This is a genomic window from Phyllobacterium sp. CL33Tsu (genome assembly GCF_900113985.1).
GTDB lineage: Bacteria > Pseudomonadota > Alphaproteobacteria > Rhizobiales > Rhizobiaceae > Phyllobacterium > Phyllobacterium pellucidum.
The window spans coordinates 349010-367331 of sequence record NZ_FORJ01000004.1; the positions used below are offsets into that span (position 1 = coordinate 349010).

The window sequence follows — 18322 nt, forward strand, 5'->3', positions numbered from 1 at the left end:
CCTTACTTCAAGCCAAGTATGCGGCGATTTGCGGCCTCATCGGTGCCGGCTCCGGCAAAGTCGTCGAACGCGCGTTCGGTCACACGGATGAGATGCGCATTAATGAACTCGGCGCCCTCGCGCGCACCGTCCTCGGGGTGCTTCAGCGCGCATTCCCATTCCAGAACAGCCCAGCCATCAAAATCATGGGCGGTCAATTTCGAGAACACCGCGCCAAAATCCACCTGACCGTCGCCCAGCGAACGGAAGCGACCGGCGCGGTTGACCCATGATTGGAACCCGCCATAGACGCCCTGGCGCCCCGTCGGATTGAACTCTGCATCCTTGACGTGGAACGCCTTGATCCGCTCGTGATATATGTCGATGTAGTCGAGATAGTCGAGCTGCTGCAGTACGAAATGCGAGGGATCGTAGAGCAGATTGGCACGCGTATGATTGTTCACGCGCTCCAGAAACATTTCGTAGCTTATGCCGTCATGGAGATCCTCCGAAGGATGAATTTCATAGGCGGCGTCGATACCCTGCTCGTCGAGATAGTTGAGGATGGGGGTCCAGCGTTTGGCAAGTTCATCGAACGCTGTTTCGACCAGACCGGCCGGACGCTGCGGAAACGGATAAATATACGGCCATGCAAGGGCGCCGGAGAAGGTCGGCATGGATTTCAGGCCGAGATGTTTTGACGCCCGCGCAGCGCGCTTCAATTGATCAACCGCCCATTCCTGACGCGCCTTGGGATTGCCATGCACTTCCGGTGCTGCAAATCCATCCATCATTTCGTCATAGGCGGGATGAACGGCGACGAGCTGCCCCTGAAGATGGGTGGCAAGCTCGGTGATGGTCAGGCCATGCGCCGACGCCGTACCGGCGAGTTCGTCGCAATAATCCTTGGAATCCGACGCTTTCTTCAGGTCGATCAAGCGCGCATCCCAAGCCGGAATCTGTACCCCTTTATAACCGAGGGATGCGGCCCATCCGCAGATGGCATCGAAGGAATTGAATGGCGCCGCATCGCCCGCGAACTGTGCGAGAAAAATGGCTGGTCCCTTGATCGTCTTCATGAATTCCTCCCTTAAGTCTCCTGCCGTCAGGGCATGTTGTCCCTGAGAAAAATATCGATGCGAATGTGCTCTTGCCCCGGAACGATGGGGCGTCCCTCGCGCAGCGCCGTCAGGATGCGTGCGGTGCTGCGCGCCATATGGCCTGCATCCTGGTTGATAAGCGCATCGACGGTGCCGCGCACCAGATGCCGCCGCGTCGAGGGCGTCAGTTCGTGGGCAACGAAAATCACGTCGGAGACGTGGCCGCTTGCCTCAAGCGCCTTGATCACGCCCGCCTGTCCGCCGCCGGCATTATAGATTGCGACAAGATCCGAATGGTCCTTCAAAAGCGCGCCTGCCGCCGCTTCGACGCGGGCGTTCTCGTCGCGGGCTTCGCGCACCGGCAATACTTCGAGGTTCGGGTACTCGCGTGAAATGATCTGCTCAAAGCCAAACTGGCGTTCGATGTGATCGCGCAGGGCGAGCGACCCCGCGATCATACCGACCTTGCCATTGCGCGGCCCGACAAAGCGGCCAATGAGCGAGGCTGCCGTGCGACCGGCAGCAAAATTGTCGATCCCGACATAGTGGGCGCGGCGGGAATTCGGAACGTCCGATACGAGTGTCAGTACAACGACCCCGGAATCGGCGAGCGCGTTGATAGCCTCGGTCACGGCCGGATGATCGAGCGCGACGACGGCGACGCCATCTATTCCGGAAGGAAGGCTTTCCAGCGCCGCTGCAACGGCGACGCCGTCAAAGGTATCGACATGCTCGATCGAAAGTCGCACGCGCTCCTGCAGCTGGCGCTCGCGTGTTGCGCGAAACTCGGCGGCGAGGCTTTGCATGAATTCGTTTTCGCCGGTCGGCAGAATGATGCGGAAGTCGTAGTCACGCACGCGTGCAAGGCGCGAGGCATGTGGGTCCGACAGGAAACCAAGCTGTTTTATGGCCGCATTGACGCGCTCGATGGTGCGTGCATGCACGCCCATCCTCCCGTTCACGACGCGATCAACCGTTGCGAGACTTACACCGGCTTCTCGGGCGACGTCTTCAAGCGTCATTTTCCCCACGAGAATTCTCCTCCGGCTAAAGTCTTAGATCAACCCATTGAGGTGTGCAACTCTTTTTGACTTGTTTTGATGGACTGTTTGATGTGTCCACAGCGTTGCAAATATCAAACGACACATAATATAGTAACCTCCCCAATGCGTACCTCAAACGACAAGACAGCCAGCCGCATCTCCAAATGAGCTGTTAAAATCGTCTCGGGGTTGCCACTCAGAAGTTAGCGCAAAGGTGAGCCACTTTGCCGTACGGAGCGCCGCAGCCCGGATCGGTTCTTATCCGTGATACTAGAATCGGAAGCCGTCAGGCATGCCGTCCAACATGCATCTGCGATTAATCACGCAGAAACTAGCAAAATATGATAGGGAATTAGAATTCCACCGGTGACATCGTAAAGATCATCGAAGCCAGCGCACGACCGAGAAATTCCTTAGCCGAAAGGTTTGCACTTCAGCGATGACTCACGGCTTAAGGGCGCTTCGTTCAACTCGCTGGAAGATGGGGCTTTTCTACGTCAGCGATGGCATTCACAGCCAGGTAGATCCAGTGGACCGACTTCACGGCAAGGCGCCAAATCGCCTGCAATCCGAAGAATCAATGCCGCGCACTGGTGCTTTGATCATGGGAAGTAATCGCAGCGGCCGCATGGGGTGCCAACGGACCCACACACGAGCGGATGCATACATCCAACAGATGCGGCATGAAATATCGTTGCGCCGGCGGCGATGTCGGACAATCGTTAGGTTGCCCAACTGATGACCGAGAGACTACAATGGCAAAACCCTCTTCGCGAGAAACCAGCGAACCAACGGGCGACTACATCATCTACGTAACAGAAGCATATAGCCTCAACTCAAATTGGATGCCGACCGCCCGCTATTATTCTGGGACCGTCTTGTTCGAGGCACAGAGCGGCAAAATACACTTCACTCATGTGAAACGCGCCACGCTGAAACTAAGAATGGTGCATTTCTGCATTCCTGACAATCCAACTGCCGACGCTAAAGCTCGGGCTGCCGAACACAAGCGCTATGTTCGCGCGTTGGAACTGTATCGGGAGTACTATAGGCGTACAGGCAGCGTTACGAACTCCTTCGCGAGACGGACCGGTCTCTGCCCTATCTGCCCGAGGTCTCAGCGCTCAAGCTTGCTCGATGAAGGCGCATTGTTGCCCGTCTGGAACGGGGCCGATCGCAGACAGTCCGCTGCTAGAATACTCGACGCGAAAGCGGACATTTGGTGATGAAACTCTTTGGCCACGGCATGCGCGACGCGAAGGAGATCGCCGTGACAGCGGTCCAGCAAGAGACACATGTTTCTGACATCGGCGCCGAGCGGGGTAGCAAGCTTAATTAGTACAATTGATGGCTCGCATTGGCTTCAGTCTGCCCGGAGGGCGAAGACCGCTAATACAATTCCGACGCATATCACCATCAGAGCAATGGCAATGAGGATTGGATGCTCCATAATGGGCATCGTTATCCGAAAACCGGTCGGTAGTCCACGCGAAGTCTGCTATTTTTGCATCCAAAGGAGAAACGAACGATGAGCCAAAATGCCGAATTATTGGCGGAGATCGACAGACGGGCATAACGCCCGAAGGCTGCTGATCTCAATATCCGCCATGTGTCGAAAGAAGTGGAGGACATTCACACGCAGTTCCCACACCGCTGTGAGGAGTATATCAAGAGAAGCTCGAAGAAGCGTTGCGAAAGAACAAAATGGGGAGGAATCGCGAGTAAAAGCACCTTTCCGCTGTTCGCCGGATCAATGGGCGTCGGGCCTTTACATGACGCTCCGCCACACAGTGAAAAATATCTATGCCCCTGCCGGACAGGGCTTGATGTATCGGTTTCAAAATCTCACGAAGTTCGTTCCAAGTAATCATAGTGCCATCGGTCAAGCATATTTCTAATCATTTCCGTGCATACTCATATACACAACTAATCTATCATCCCCATTCGGCTGGTTTACTGTGAGAGCTGCGGATAGACCGGATTCGGTTCGCCCTCTTGCCACTGGGTGATGACCAGCTCGGAATCGACAGGACGGACTTCCAGGATAAACAAGCCGGTCCGAATTACATCTCCCACCTTACGTTGGTCTAGGCTTCCGCCGCTTGGAGCGCCGCATTGGATCACTAGCTCGTGCCTTTAGTCCTAATTCTCTTGGGACCTAAGTGTTTTTAAAGTCGCAGGACCTTCAGAACTATCAAGCTGTCCTGCGCCTCGCCATCATCCGACCATCGAAACTCGTGCCAATCATGTTGACAATCCCGAGCGAATAGCAGGGGCGGTCAAGAAGAACCAGATCACGGGACAACGCAACAAGCGTCCGCATAAGCGGTGCGGTCAGAATACGCCATCATGGCGATTTCTGCAGGGGTTAAAGGGAGACTAACAAAATGGTAAACTATATCCGTTCCGATCTGGACTTCATTCTCGAGCAGATTAAGATCGCCGAAAAGCACGCCGCATACGTTGCCAATCCCAATGATCCGAACGCTGCGCCGCTCTTCGGTGTGGGCATTGCCGGCCAAGTTGGGTCCGTTCCAGCCTATACACTTAGCCTGGGGCTGCGGACCGTCGACGGTTCTTACAACAACCTGTTGCCAGGACAAGAAACGTGGGGCTCTGCAGACCTGCCGTTCCCGGAATTGCTTGATCCTGCATATCGCAATGCTGATGGCACCCTGTTCGATCCCGATGGTCCCGGGCCGGCTCCGGCGATGCCGACGTCCCCCAACTATAATCCGTCGAACAACCCCAATTCGCTGGTATTCGACTCAAGCCTGCGCACGATCTCCAACCTGATCGTTGATCAGACGCTCGGCAACCCCGCGGCTATCATCAAGGGTTTGCAGGTGGGCGGCTTAGTCGCCGCGGACCTTGCTAATGTGGCTCTCGTGCAGAATATTTATGCCGCCTACAAGCCTTTTGCTGATGCAGAATACCAGGCGCGCGTTGTCATGGAGAACGCAAAATCAGCTGCCAACGCCCTCAGCGACGGCGATCCGCTCACGCCGCCGAGTGCCGCCGAACAGGCGGCTCTCGATGCGCTGGCAACGGCGACGGCTGCGCACGATGTCACCGTAACCGATCTTGAAGCGGCGAGCGTCGTTCGCGATACCGCACTTGAGCCGTTCGGCATCGCCATGGATGGCGAGAACGTCCAGATCACCAACGTCTCGCCCGACGTCGGCCTGTCGGCTCCGTTCAATTCCTGGTTCACCCTATTCGGCCAGTTCTTCGATCACGGCCTTGACCTTGTAAACAAAGGCGGCAGTGGCACGGTGTTCATTCCGCTACAGCCCGATGACCCACTATACGTTGAGGGCAGTCACACCAACTTCATGGTGCTGACGCGCGCTACGGTGGGCCCTGGTGCCGATGGCGTTATGGGAACGGCCGACGACACGCGTCCAGTCAACACCACGACGCCTTTCGTCGATCAAAACCAGACCTATACTTCGCACGCCTCCCATCAGGTTTTCTTGCGTCAATACGCAATGGGCGCGGATGGCAAGCCGCACGCTACCGGCAACCTCATTGAAGGTGGTGGTGCGCAGCCGGGTGGTATGGCGACCTGGGCTGATGTCAAGGAACAAGCCAAGATGCTTGGCATTCTCCTGACCGACCAGGATGTTGGCGCTGTGCCTCTGCTGCGCACCGACGCCTATGGCAACTTCATCCCAAATGCCGCGGGCTTTGCCCAAATCATTACAGGCGTCGGGACCGATGGCATTCCCAATACTGCAGACGACATCGTTATCTCAGGCACGCTCGACGCGCCGGTGCCGCTGACGGGTGCAATTCGCATCAATGCGGCATTTCTGGCCGATATCGCCCATGACGCGGTTCCAAACGGCATTGCGGACGGCGACATCGAAATCGGCCTTCAGAACCCCGGCAACAACCCGGCCGTCTATGATAACGAATTGCTTGATGCGCACTTCATTGCTGGCGACGGCCGCGTGAACGAAAACATCGGTCTCACCGCCGTGCATCACATTTTCCACTCCGAACATAACCGGCTTGCCCAGCATACCAAGGAAGTGGTGCTCGCCAGCAAGGATATGGCATTTATCAATGAGTGGCTCGACGTCGACCTGACGCAGACGCAGGTCGATGCCATCCCGACGGACCCGATTGCTCTTGCAGCTTATGCCGACACCCTGACCTGGGATGGCGAACGCTTGTTTCAGGCCGCCAAGTTCGGCACGGAAATGCAGTACCAGCATACCGTGTTCGAGGATTTTGCCCGCAAGATTCAACCCAATATCGATTTCTTCGTGGTGCCTGACGGCTATCACGCCGACATCAACCCTGCCATCGTCGCCGAGTTCGCTCACGTGGTTTACCGCTTCGGCCATTCCATGCTGACCGAGCAGATCGACAGGCTCGATGCCTCGTTCACCAATGATCAGATCAGCCTTATTCAGGGTTTCCTCAATCCGATCGAGTTCGACTCAGGCCACACCATCGCCGACGGCATTGCTGCGGGCGACATCATCCGCGGCATGACGCGCCAGGTCGGCAATGAGATCGACGAGTTCGTCACCAGTGCGCTGCGCAACAACCTGCTCGGCCTGCCCCTCGACTTGGCAACCATCAATCTGGCGCGTGGCCGGGATACCGGCGTGCCCTCGCTGAACGCCGCTCGCCGCGATTTCTACGAGGCAAGCTCGCATGCGCCTGAACTCAAGCCCTACGATAGTTGGGTGGAGTTTGCCGGTAATCTCAAGAATGAAGCCTCCGTCATTAACTTCATGGCGGCTTATGGCCTCCATTCTTCCATCACCGGCGAAACGACGATCGAAGGCAAACGCGATGCCGCCATGCTGCTGATCTTCGGCGACATGGATATCGACGGCGATGGCATTGTCGACCTTGCGCCCGCTGACCGCCTGGATTTCCTCAACGGCACCGGCGCCTGGGCCAATGTCAACGGCATCACCACAACCGGTTTGGACAATATCGACCTGTGGATCGGCGGTCTCGCGGAAAAGATCCTGCCGTTTGGCGGCATGCTCGGTTCGACCTTCAACTTCGTGTTCGAAGTTCAGCTCGAACAACTTCAGGACGGCGACCGGTTCTACTACCTACAGCGCCTTGACGGCCTGCATCTGTTGTCTGAAATGGAAAATAACACTTTCGCCAAGATCATCAGCCTCAATGCCGACGCGGGCCACCTTCCTTCGGACGTGTTCTCAACCCCCGGCCTGATCCTGGAAGTAGACCGGACCAAGCAATGGAACCCCGGCCTCGGCGAAACCGCCGGCGCGGACGGCATACTGCTTGATGACCCGACCACGACGAATGTCGATGAATCTGCAGACAATCTCGGTAACGATCCGACTGGGGGCAGCATTCTGACCCCGCTGGTGATCCGCAACAATCCCGCCACCCCGGGTGCTGACACCAATTACCTGAAATATACCGGCACCGAACACGTTCTGCTTGGCGGCACCGATGGGGAAGATATCCTCATCGGCAGCGAAGGGGACGACACGCTGTATGCCGACGGTGGCAATGACCGGCTCGAAGGGGGCTCCGGTAACGACTCTTACTTCGGGGGCGACGGCGACGACATCATCAGCGATCTGTTCGGCGACGACATCATCCGCTCCGGCGCGGGGCACGATGCGATCAATGCCGGGGCTGGCGTCGATCTGATCGTCGGTGACGCGGGGCAGGACTTCATCATCCTGGGCGCCGACTTGCTCGACGAAGCCTTTGGCGGCGTCGGCAATGACTTCGTGCTCGGCAGCAAGACCACCGAGCAAACGCTGGGCGGAGAAGGCGACGACTGGATCGAGGTGGGAGCGTGGACCGGCGCGGTCGGCGACGATTTCGACGACCAGTTCCAAGCCGACGCGGTCAAGGGGCATGACGTGTTCCATGGCGACGGCGGCTTTGACGAGTTCATCGGCGAAGGCGGCGACGATATCTGGTTCGGCAGTCTCGGCCGTGGCAAGTTCGACGGCATGTCCGGCTATGACTGGACTACTTATGCCGACATGAACTTCCCTGTCGACGTCGATCTCGCGCGGCAGATCCTCCCCGGCGTACCGGTGCTTCCAGCCAATGTGGCGCTGGATACCTTTACCCAAGTGGAAGGTGCCTCGGGCTCCAAATTCGCCGACGTGATCCGCGGCACCGACGTGACCGCCGCAGATGTGCCGACCGAAGGCTTCCGTGGCAGTGCACTCGACGCCGAAGGCCTCGCCCTGATCGACGGGCTCCAGCAACTGCTGGTCGGCGCGGGCGCGACCTCGTTCGATGCCGAGGGCAGCTTCGTCGGCGGTAATATCTTGCTCGGCGGCGACGGCAGCGACCTCATCGAAGGCCGCGGCGGCGATGACATCATCGATGGCGACAAATGGCTGCGGGTGCGCATCGCTGTGATGTCCACCTTCGACGCCAATGGTCCGACCGGCAACACGGTGCTTAGTTACCATGACTCAATGAAGACGCTGGTTTCGCAGGTTATGTCCGGAACTATCAATCCCGGCCAGCTCAAGATCGTCCGCGATATAGTCTCGACCGGAGATGCCACGCCTGACGTCGACACTGCCGTCTATTCGGACCTGCGTGCCAGTTATTCGTTCTCGGCCAATGCCGACGGCACGCTGGTGGTTTCCCATACCGGTGGCACTGCGCTTGACGGCACCGACATGCTGCGCAATATCGAACGGTTGCAGTTCAGCGATGGCACTGCAATCAACGTCATCGTGGGCACGCCGTTCAGCGACAACGGCCTTCCTCCGCAGGGTACCGGGCCATTGAACCAGCCCGCGCTCGACGGCACGGCACAGGACGACTTGATCATTGGCCTCGCCGGTGCCGACGTCCTCAACGGCAACGCTGGCAACGACATCCTTGTTGGTGGTGCCAACGGTACGGCGGCGACGACGACGACGACGACGTTTGCCGACAACTTCGAGCAGGGCAACAACAACAACAACAACGGCAACGCGAACTTCGCGTCGAACTGGGTTGAGGCCAATGACTCTGGTGGCACGACCAGTGGCCAGATCCGGATTGACGACGGCAACAATGTTCTTCGCTTCTACGGCGGCACGCCGGCTAACGATTACAATGGTGCGCAGATCACGCGGACCATGAACCTCTCTACCGCCTCAACTGCCACCATCACGTACTCGGCTAATCCGGACGGTCTCGACGCCGGCGAAACCGTAACGGTCCAGTTCGCGGCCAATGGCACGAACTTCGTAAACCTTCAGACGATCAGTGGTGACGGCAACGCAACCAACTATACCCATACCGTCACCGGTCCATTTGCGGCAAACGCGGCAATCCGCTTCGTGACCACGGCGATCAACGCGAACGGCGAAGGAGTCAGCATCGACGGCCTTGCCATCAGCTACTCGACAGTTGCTCAAGTAGCCGGCGTGGATACCCTCAACGGCGGACTCGGGGACGACACCTACTCGTTCAGCCTCGGTGATGGCAACGACACCATTAACGAAGCGGTTAACGCATCCAGTGGTGGTACAGCGGATCGGATTTCGATCCTGGCGCCGACCACCGGCATCGATCCAGTGACTCTGTTGCCGATCATGACGATGACGGCGCTCAACGCCAATGACAGCAACACCGCGACGACCACCGGCGACCTGGTCATCAACTACGGACTGGCTGCGGGTAATTCGCAAACGATCACGGTGGCCGGCCATTTCAACGGTGCCAATGCTGAGACGGGTGTCGAACGCATCAACTTCAACGGGGCCACATACGAGGGCTACGCGCTGGGTGCCGAGGATTACCTGATCAACCGGGCGGACCCCAACAACACTACCCGCGTCGACCTGACCGGCTCGCTCGTCAACAATTTCGTGGCTGGCGAGAATGGCACCAATGACACCATCACCGGCGGCAGCGGCAATGACCTGATCTTCGGCGGCACCGGCAACAATACGCTGAACGGCGGACTTGGCGACGACCTTCTGGTTGGCGGCACTGGCACCGATACGCTGGATGGCGGCGCTGACCTCGACACCATGGTCGGCCTGGGCGGCAACGACACCTATATCGTCGATGATGTCGGCGATGTGGTGGTCGAAGCCCTCAATGCGGGCACCGACACGGTGGAAACCCTGCTGGCTGCACTCTCTATCGAACTGATGGCCAATGTCGAAAACCTGACCTATACCGGCGTCGATGCCGACCAGTTCGTCGGTACCGGCAATGCGGGCAATAACGTAATCAGCGGCGGCGATCTTGCCGATACGCTGAGCGGTCTGGCCGGCAACGACACGCTGCAAGGCGGGCTCGGAGCCGACACGATGACCGGCGGCGACGGCAGCGACGTCTACTTCGTGGACGAAGTTGGCGATGTGGTGACGGAGACCTCCGCGCTGGTGACGGACATCGATCGGGTGGAATCCGACGTGACCTTCGTGCTCGGGGCCAATATCGAAAACCTCGACCTCAACGGCGCCAATGCCGACATCAACGGTACGGGTAACGCTCTCAACAACATCATCAACGGCAATGACGGCATTAACCAGTTGTTCGGCGGTGGCGGTAACGATACCCTTGCCGGCAATGACGGCAATGACCTGCTCGACGGCGGCGAGGGTAATGACATCCTCAATGGCGGCGACGACAACGACACCATTATCGGTGGTGCCGGCAACGACACCATTGACGTGGGCAACGGTTTCAACACCATCGTCTATAACGCTGCCGGTTTCGGTGCGGATACGATTGCAAGCTTCGATGCAGCTGGCGGAACTCCCGCAACTCAGGACCGGATCGATCTCAGCGGGCTCGGGGTCACGGCGGCGAATTTTGCCCAACGTGTGTTCGAATCCACTTCTGGCGGTAACACGATCATTACAGTGCGTGAGAATGGAGCGGCATCGGCGATCCAGGGCACGATCCAGATCAACGGCGTCACCAACGCCAATATCGATATCACGGACTTCACCCTGGCGGCAGCTGCACCTCCCGTGTTCGGCGTCGGCACTGCTGCCGCCAACACGATTACCGGCAACGCTGCTGCAAATACCATTAATGGCCTCGGGGGCAACGACACTTTGAGTGGTGCCGGCGGCGACGATGTCATCAACGGCGGCGAGGGTGCAGACGTCCTCAACGGCGGCGATGGCAACGACACGCTCAGTGGAGGAACAAATATTGCCGACGGCACCTATGCAGATACTTTCAGTGCCGTGGCTTACAACAACAATAACGGGACGCTCAACTTCGCTGGTAACTGGACAGAGACTGGTGACAACAACTCAGCGACGAATGGCGATATTTTTGTCACCAACAATCAACTGAGGTTTGCTGGAACGATCGACACCAATGATTTCATCCAGCGCTCGATCAATCTTACTGGAGCCACTGCACCGACCCTGTCCTTCAATTATCAGGGTAGCGCCACTGGCGAGACCATCGCTGTTGAAGCATTGAATGGCGGTACTTGGCAGTCTCTCGGGACGCTGGGAGGAGCAACCAGCGGCGCATTCGTCGCCGCACTTGATCCGGCCCACTCGGCTATTCGGTTCCGTACGACAAGCGGTTTTGATGCCGCCGAGACATTCAATATCGACAATGTAACCGTAACTTTGGGTGCCAACAGCGGTGTCGACACCATCAACGGCGATGCCGGTGACGATACCATCATCTGGAACGCCAATGCGGCGGCTCCGTCCGACGGCCGTGACATCGTCAACGGTGGTACCGAAAACGCACTTGGCGATACGTTCACGATCAACGGCAACGCTAGCGCCGAAACATACCGCATCTACACACGGCTGGCAGCGACAGCCGCCGGCATAGCATCGGCGGCGACGGCCGAGATCGTCATCACACGTGCGGTTGGCGCCGGGCCTGCGGTAGTCATCGCTGAATTGGCGGAGATCGAGGAAATCCGCGTCAACGGCGCTGATCCTTCGGGTGCCACAGGAGCGGCCGGCGGGGACAACTTCGAGATCATCGGTGACTTCTCGGGTACTAGCCTGCGGCTCAACACCATCACCATCGATGGTGATGCAGGAGACGACAACATCGATATCACGTCACTCAGCTCGGCTCACCGCATTGTCTTCAAGTCCAATGGCGGTAATGACACTATCATCGGAACCCTGCGTCCGCAGGATGTGGTCGAGCTGCCAAGTGGGGCCACCATTGCTGATTATGAGGTGACTATCGAAGACGGTGTCACAACAATGACCAGCGGTGAACATACGATCAAATTCACCGCCCCCGATGGGATGCCGCAGATTGGCAACGACCCGATCGACGATGAAGACGAAGACGACGAAGAAGAAACCGAACTCCCCGGCGGAAATGACGACGAGGAGGATGAGGACGAAGACGACGACAGCGACGATCATCACAATGGCGGTGGCGGCTCCTGTGATGATGATGATGACGATGCTCCGGCACCGGGATCAGACTCGAGCGGAACTGGCGCGCCGGTCATAGGGACAGCCAATGCAGATGTTCTGCTTGGAACGATCAACGGCGAGAACATCATAGCGCTTGGCGGCAATGATACGGTCGTTGGCGGGGGTGGCGCCGATGTCATTCGCGGCGATGAGGGCGATGACTTCATCAGTGCGGAAGGCGGCGATGATATCGCTTTCGGCGGTGCGGGAAGCGACGACATCCTCGGCGGAGCGGGTAACGACATGCTCTACGGCGATGCTGGATCAGACCGCATCTTCGGCGATGCCGGCAATGATCTGATCGATGCCGGGTCCGGCAACGATACTGCGCATGGCGGAGAAGGTAACGACATGTTCGTTGCCGCATCCGGCGACGGCGACGACACCTACTACGGTGACGCCGGCAGCGATACGCTCGACATGGCTGCGATCACAGCGAACCTCACAGTCGACCTTGGAACGGGCTTTGCGGGCCGGGGAAGTGCATCGAGCAGTCAATCAGGCAACGACACACTGTGGAACGTCGAGAATGTCGTGACTGGTTCCGGCAACGATACGATCACTGCAAGCAGCGCCGTCAATGTCATCGACGGTGGCGCGGGCAATGACACCTTCCGCTTCCTCTCTGCAGGGGATGCAGACGGAGATACGATCGCCGGCTTCCAGCCCGGAGACAAGATCGATCTTGGTGGTATCGATGCCAATGGCGGCGCGGCCGGGAACCAGTCCTTCACGCTGGTTGCAGGCTCGACACTGAGCGGTGCCGCACAACTGGTTGTCACGCATGAAACCCGCGAGGACGGCGAATATACGATCGTCCAGGGCAGCGTCGATGGCGATAGTGGGGCAGAGTTGCGCTTGAGCATCAAGGGCAACCACGACCTGACCAACTCGGACTTCCATCTGTAGTCCGAGCACCGACGGCGAGCCGCAACAACCGGCTCGCCGCCCTATACAAATATAAAAAAGGGGGGCTTGAAATGCGTACTAGACTTTATTTTACCAACCCTGCGGGCAGCACAGCTCGCTTTGATCCCTTCAAGCGCCGCACTGCTGGCGCCGCCGGCGCTTCGGACGCGCGCAGCCCGACAAGGACGCTGCATCTGCCCTTGCTCCCTCTCTATCTCTTCGCGATTTGTGTTTGTCAGCCAGCTTTGGGCCAAGCCGCAGTCACTGCCGCCGTGGTCCTGGCAGTCATGACGGCTACTTCGGAAATACTGACGAAGCGCCTTGTCGCTAAGCGGTCGTCCCAGAGGCGGCTACGTGGCGAACGATGGTGGAGCCCGACACATTGATTTGAATTGGAAAGCGCGGTCCGCCCGTGGCGCTCCGCCTAAAGCTTCAACAAGAAACGGTAAGACAAAATGCGCTCGAAAACCCCATTGACTGGCACTAAGCGGAAAAATGCCGAGAAGCTAACGCAAGGCTTTCGCGGGATATTCGTATTTCTCTTCACCACCTCCGGCGTCATCAACATTCTCGCACTGACCGGCTCCTTTTACATGCTGCAGATTTACGATCGCGCCCTGACCAGCGGCAGTGTTCCGACGCTCCTCGCCTTGTCGGCTCTGGCCATTGGTCTCTATTTGTTCCAAGGTATGTTTGATATTATCCGCTCTCAGGTACTGGTGCGTATCGGCGCGCGTCTCGACAGCAGGATCGCTCCGATGGCGCATCAAGTGGCTATCGACATGCCACGCTTTGGTTTTTCAACGGCCGAGGCGCTGGAGCGTGGCCGTGATGTCGATACGGTACGCGGCTTCTTGGGCAGCCAAGGCCCAGTCGCGCTGTTCGACCTGCCATGGATGCCGCTCTATCTCATCTTCGTCTATATGCTTCATCCCTATCTCGGCGCCCTCACCTTTGCCGGCGCATTCATCCTGTCGATGCTGACGATTGCAACCGAGCTGATGACCCGCCGCCTGGCAAGTGCAACCCATCAGGCCGCCATTGCTCGCAACGGGATCGCCGATTCAAACGCCCGAAACGCCGATATTTTGAAGGCGATGGGTTTTGCCGGAAGAGCGGTCGATCGCTTCAATCAAGCCAATCAGGATCACCTCGAACTCCAAACACGCACGAACGACATCAGTGGAACATTTGGAGCGATCTCTCGCGTACTTCGCATGATCCTGCAATCTGCTGTGCTTGGTCTGGGTGCGTGGCTCACGATCCAGGGTGAGTTGTCCGCTGGCGCAATTATCGCCGCGTCGGTTTCTTCAGCCCGTGCTCTCGCGCCCGTCGATCTCGCAATTGGTAACTGGAAGAGCGTCGTCGCTGCGCGCACGGCATTTGGGAGGCTCAAGGAAACCGTCGTAGCATTGTCTTCTATTGAGGCACCGATGGATCTGCCGGCTCCTGTTGGATCGTTGAAGGTTGAAAAGATCACGGTAGCTGCGCCAGGGTCCGGACGGGTGCTTCTTAGTGATGTCACCTTTGAGATCAATGCGGGTCAGGCGCTCGGCATTATCGGACCGAGCGGCGGCGGCAAGACGACACTTGCGCGTGCCCTGACCGGTATCTGGCCAACGCTACGCGGTAGCGTGCGACTGGATGATGCCGAACTGACGCAGTGGTCGGACAGCAAGCTTGGCCAATATCTGGGTTATCTTCCGCAGGATGTGGCACTGCTGGATGCAACGGTCGAAGAGAATATCTCGCGGCTTGAGCCCAAGGTAGACGCACGGGCGATCGTCGAGGCGGCCCAGATCACCGGGATTCATGAGATGATCGTGCGTATGCCGGATGGTTATCGCACGGCGCTTGGTCCGCAGGGTGCCTCACTTTCCGCTGGCCAGCGCCAGCGCATCGGCTTGGCACGTGCCCTTTACCGCAACCCCTTCATCGTTGTCATGGACGAGCCGAATTCCAATCTCGATGGTGAAGGCGAGATGGCACTAACCCAGACGATCAAGGCTATCCGCGAACGCGGCGGTATCGCCATCGTCATAGCCCACCGGCCAAGCGCTTTGGCCGCAGTCGACATGGTCGCCGTCATCCAGAACGGCAAGATGGTGGCTTTTGGACCAAAGGACGAGATTCTCAAATCGTCCACGCCCGCAGAAACAGTCAACCGACCCGCGCCTGCCGCACAAAATGCGCCGCGCGTCACATCGAGGGTTTCAGCATGATGATCGATGTCAAAGGGACCAAAACCACCAAGCCGGAAACGGACGAGTCACATGAACATTATGTCCTGAAGAACCAGGACAAACGCTCCAATGCACCACTGTTCTTTACGGTGTTTCTCACCGGGCTTGCGCTTTACCTGAAAAGCGCATTCCCACGGCTGGGCAGTGACGAGCAGCAAGAAGAAGCCAAGTCTCAAGCGCCGGAGCAGTCTGGGTCGCCTGCGGTTGTGGCAGCTGGCGCTCCCAAAGTTACGACGGAACTCGAAGAAACAGCAAAAGAGAGGTCCGGTTCCGGTGGCCGATTGTTTGGAAGCGGAGACTGGCGCTATGAGCTTTCCGATTCCCCGATGATCGAGTTCCAAAAGCTTAACCTGCCACACACTGTCCTTCTGAAAAAGTTCGGTGGGGTATCGTTCTCGTTCCATGCGGCAAATGACAATGCCTGGCGTGGTGGCAGGGTATCCAATATTGGCTACGGCGGTGGCGGTGGCGGTAGTTCAAATTCCCAGGCTGCGCCTGTGTATGACCTCGACCCGCGCGACGATCCCGAATCTGAGGTGGATGACGAGGACGATGCGGACGAGGAGAAAGCCGTCAATCGTGCGCCCAGGGTCAACGGGCCGGTCTATCTGGCGGACGTCTTTGGGTGTGCGGTCGCCCTGATCGGGCTTTCCGACCTTCTGCGTGGTGCATCTGATCCGGACGGCGATGCTCTCCGCATCGAGAACGTTACCGTGTCGTCGGGGACACTGACGCAGACGCCAAGTGGCTGGTATTTTGATGCGGCGATGCTCGGTCCGGTGACTGTCACCTATCAGATCAGTGACGGCAAGGTGTCGATCCTGCAAACGGCCCAGTTTTCCGTGCTGAAGGCACCGCCGATCATCGGCACCCAAGGCGACGATATCCTCGTCGGAACAAACTGCGCTGACGACGTAGACGGTCGTGACGGAAATGACAATATCGACACCCGGGGCGGCAACGACACGGTCAACGGCGGCAACGGCAATGACCATATCATCACCGGCAGTGGTGATGATCTCATCTTCGCGGGAGCCGGCGACGACATCGTTCTGGCCGGTCTCGGCGACGATCAGGTGTTTGGCGGCAGCGGCAACGACCGTCTGTTCGGGGAAGAAGGTCGCGACACCATCTTCGGTGAAGGCGGCGATGATAGCATCAGCGGCGGAGCGGACGACGACCTGCTGTTCGGCGGCGAGGGCAATGACAGCATTGCCGGTGATCTTGGCCGTGATACCATACATGGCGACGTCGGGAATGACAGGCTGGATGGCGGCGGCGGGAACGATAGCCTCTTTGGCCAAGCCGGAGCAGACGTTCTCGACGGCGGCGCAGACGATGATTTTCTCAGTGGCGGGGATGACGAAGACATCGTGCGCGGCGGCGACGGCAATGATACCGTCGCAGGTGATGTCGATCAGGCAGCCGACCGGTATGATGGTGGCGCCGGCATCGACACACTCGACTATTCCGCAGTCCTGCACGGCAGCACGATCGATCTCGACAAAGGTGCTGCATTCAGTGACGAGATCGGTCACGACACAATCTCGAACTTTGAAGTGCTCCTAGCCGGGGCGGGACAGGATGACATACAAGGCAGCGATGCGGCCGAGGAGATCCATGGCAATGGCGGCGATGACCTGATCGATGGCGGTGGTGGCGCTGACATCGTGTCAGGCGGCGTGGGCGATGATCAGCTGTCTGGTGGAGCAGGAGCGGATAGGGTCAGCGGCGATGCTGGCCGGGATACTGTCACGGCCGCCATGGATGGGGCGGCGGACACCTATGATGGCGGCGCAGGAATCGACACGCTCGACTATTCCGCCGCGTTGATGGACGTGGTTATCGACCTCGTTGCTGCCAATGCCAGCGGCGCGGAAATCGGCAGCGATAGCGTCACCAATTTCGAGGTCATCAAGTCCGGCGAAGGGGATGACGAAATCACGGGGAGTGGCGCCAACGAAACCCTGATCGGCAACGACGGAAACGATGTGATTTCGGACGGGGCCGGCGAAGACTGCGTGCTGGCAGGCACGGGCGACGATATCGTGCAGGCCGCTGCCGACGGAGACGATGATATCTATCGTGGCGAGGAAGGGTCTGACACCCTTGATTATTCGCAGTCGGCACAGGGCGTGCTTGTCGATCTGAACACCGGTACTGCGACAGGATTTGCGATCGGGAATGATGTGATCTCAGGCTTCGAGCAGGTAATCGGAAGTGCTGCCAATGATCAGATTAACATTGGCACAACTGCAATGATTCTAGAAGGCAATGGGGGTGCCGATACTTTTCAGTTCCAGATCCCTGAAGGCAGTTCCAGCGCCGAGGTTATCCACCAGATCCTCGACTTCATGGTTGGCGATCGCATCGAGATGTCGAGGTATGAGATCTTCGAAGATGTCATCGATAGCCTAGAGGACCGCTTTGAAGATACATACGGCGACGACGCCGACGAACAACCGCTGCCAATTCGGGTGCGCCACGAAGGGACTGACGAACTGCAGCAGACGTTAATCGAGGTCGATATGGACCGCGACGAACACTATGAAATGACAATTAACCTGACCGGTCATCACATGCTGATGATCGTTGAAAATCCTTGAATGAACACGTCGTCTTGACGCGAACGGGAGTGAAGA

5 protein-coding genes are annotated in these 18322 nt (G+C 58.2%); 3 read left to right on the forward strand and 2 right to left on the reverse strand.

The window, feature by feature from the left end; genetic code table 11:
- Positions 1-2: 2 nt before the first annotated feature.
- Complete coding sequence (locus tag BM074_RS16730) at positions 3-1058, reverse strand: sugar phosphate isomerase/epimerase family protein (RefSeq protein ID WP_091923499.1); 1056 nt, start codon at positions 1056-1058, stop codon at positions 3-5.
- A 26-nt stretch (positions 1059-1084) separates the two neighbouring features.
- The gene (locus BM074_RS16735) at positions 1085-2101 is read right to left on the reverse strand and encodes a LacI family DNA-binding transcriptional regulator (protein ID WP_091923501.1); all 1017 of its coding nucleotides are present in this window, start codon (positions 2099-2101) and stop codon (positions 1085-1087) included.
- A 2408-nt stretch (positions 2102-4509) separates the two neighbouring features.
- On the opposite strand from BM074_RS16735, the gene BM074_RS23350 reads away from it, so the two are divergent.
- From BM074_RS23350 to BM074_RS16755, 3 genes are all read left to right on the forward strand, one after another.
- Positions 4510-13437: a peroxidase family protein gene (locus tag BM074_RS23350; RefSeq protein ID WP_091923504.1), complete on the forward strand. Its 8928-nt coding sequence runs from the start codon at positions 4510-4512 to the stop codon at positions 13435-13437.
- A 455-nt stretch (positions 13438-13892) separates the two neighbouring features.
- Entirely contained in the window at positions 13893-15659 is a 1767-nt protein-coding gene (locus BM074_RS16750) for a type I secretion system permease/ATPase (protein WP_027232306.1), read from the forward strand.
- Complete coding sequence (locus BM074_RS16755) at positions 15656-18286, forward strand: cadherin-like domain-containing protein (RefSeq protein WP_091923506.1); 2631 nt, start codon at positions 15656-15658, stop codon at positions 18284-18286. Before BM074_RS16750 ends, BM074_RS16755 begins: the two co-directional genes overlap by 4 nt.
- Positions 18287-18322: the final 36 nt, after the last annotated feature.

Bases quoted from the DNA above. Each gene is read 5' to 3' on its own strand.
- BM074_RS16730 (WP_091923499.1), bottom strand. From the start codon at position 1,058: ATGAAGACGATCAAGGGACCAGCCATTTTTCTCGCACAGTTCGCGGGC.
- BM074_RS16735 (WP_091923501.1), bottom strand. From the start codon at position 2,101: ATGACGCTTGAAGACGTCGCCCGAGAAGCCGGTGTAAGTCTCGCAACG.
- BM074_RS23350 (WP_091923504.1), top strand. From the start codon at position 4,510: ATGGTAAACTATATCCGTTCCGATCTGGACTTCATTCTCGAGCAGATT.
- BM074_RS16750 (WP_027232306.1), top strand. From the start codon at position 13,893: ATGCGCTCGAAAACCCCATTGACTGGCACTAAGCGGAAAAATGCCGAG.
- BM074_RS16755 (WP_091923506.1), top strand. From the start codon at position 15,656: ATGATGATCGATGTCAAAGGGACCAAAACCACCAAGCCGGAAACGGAC.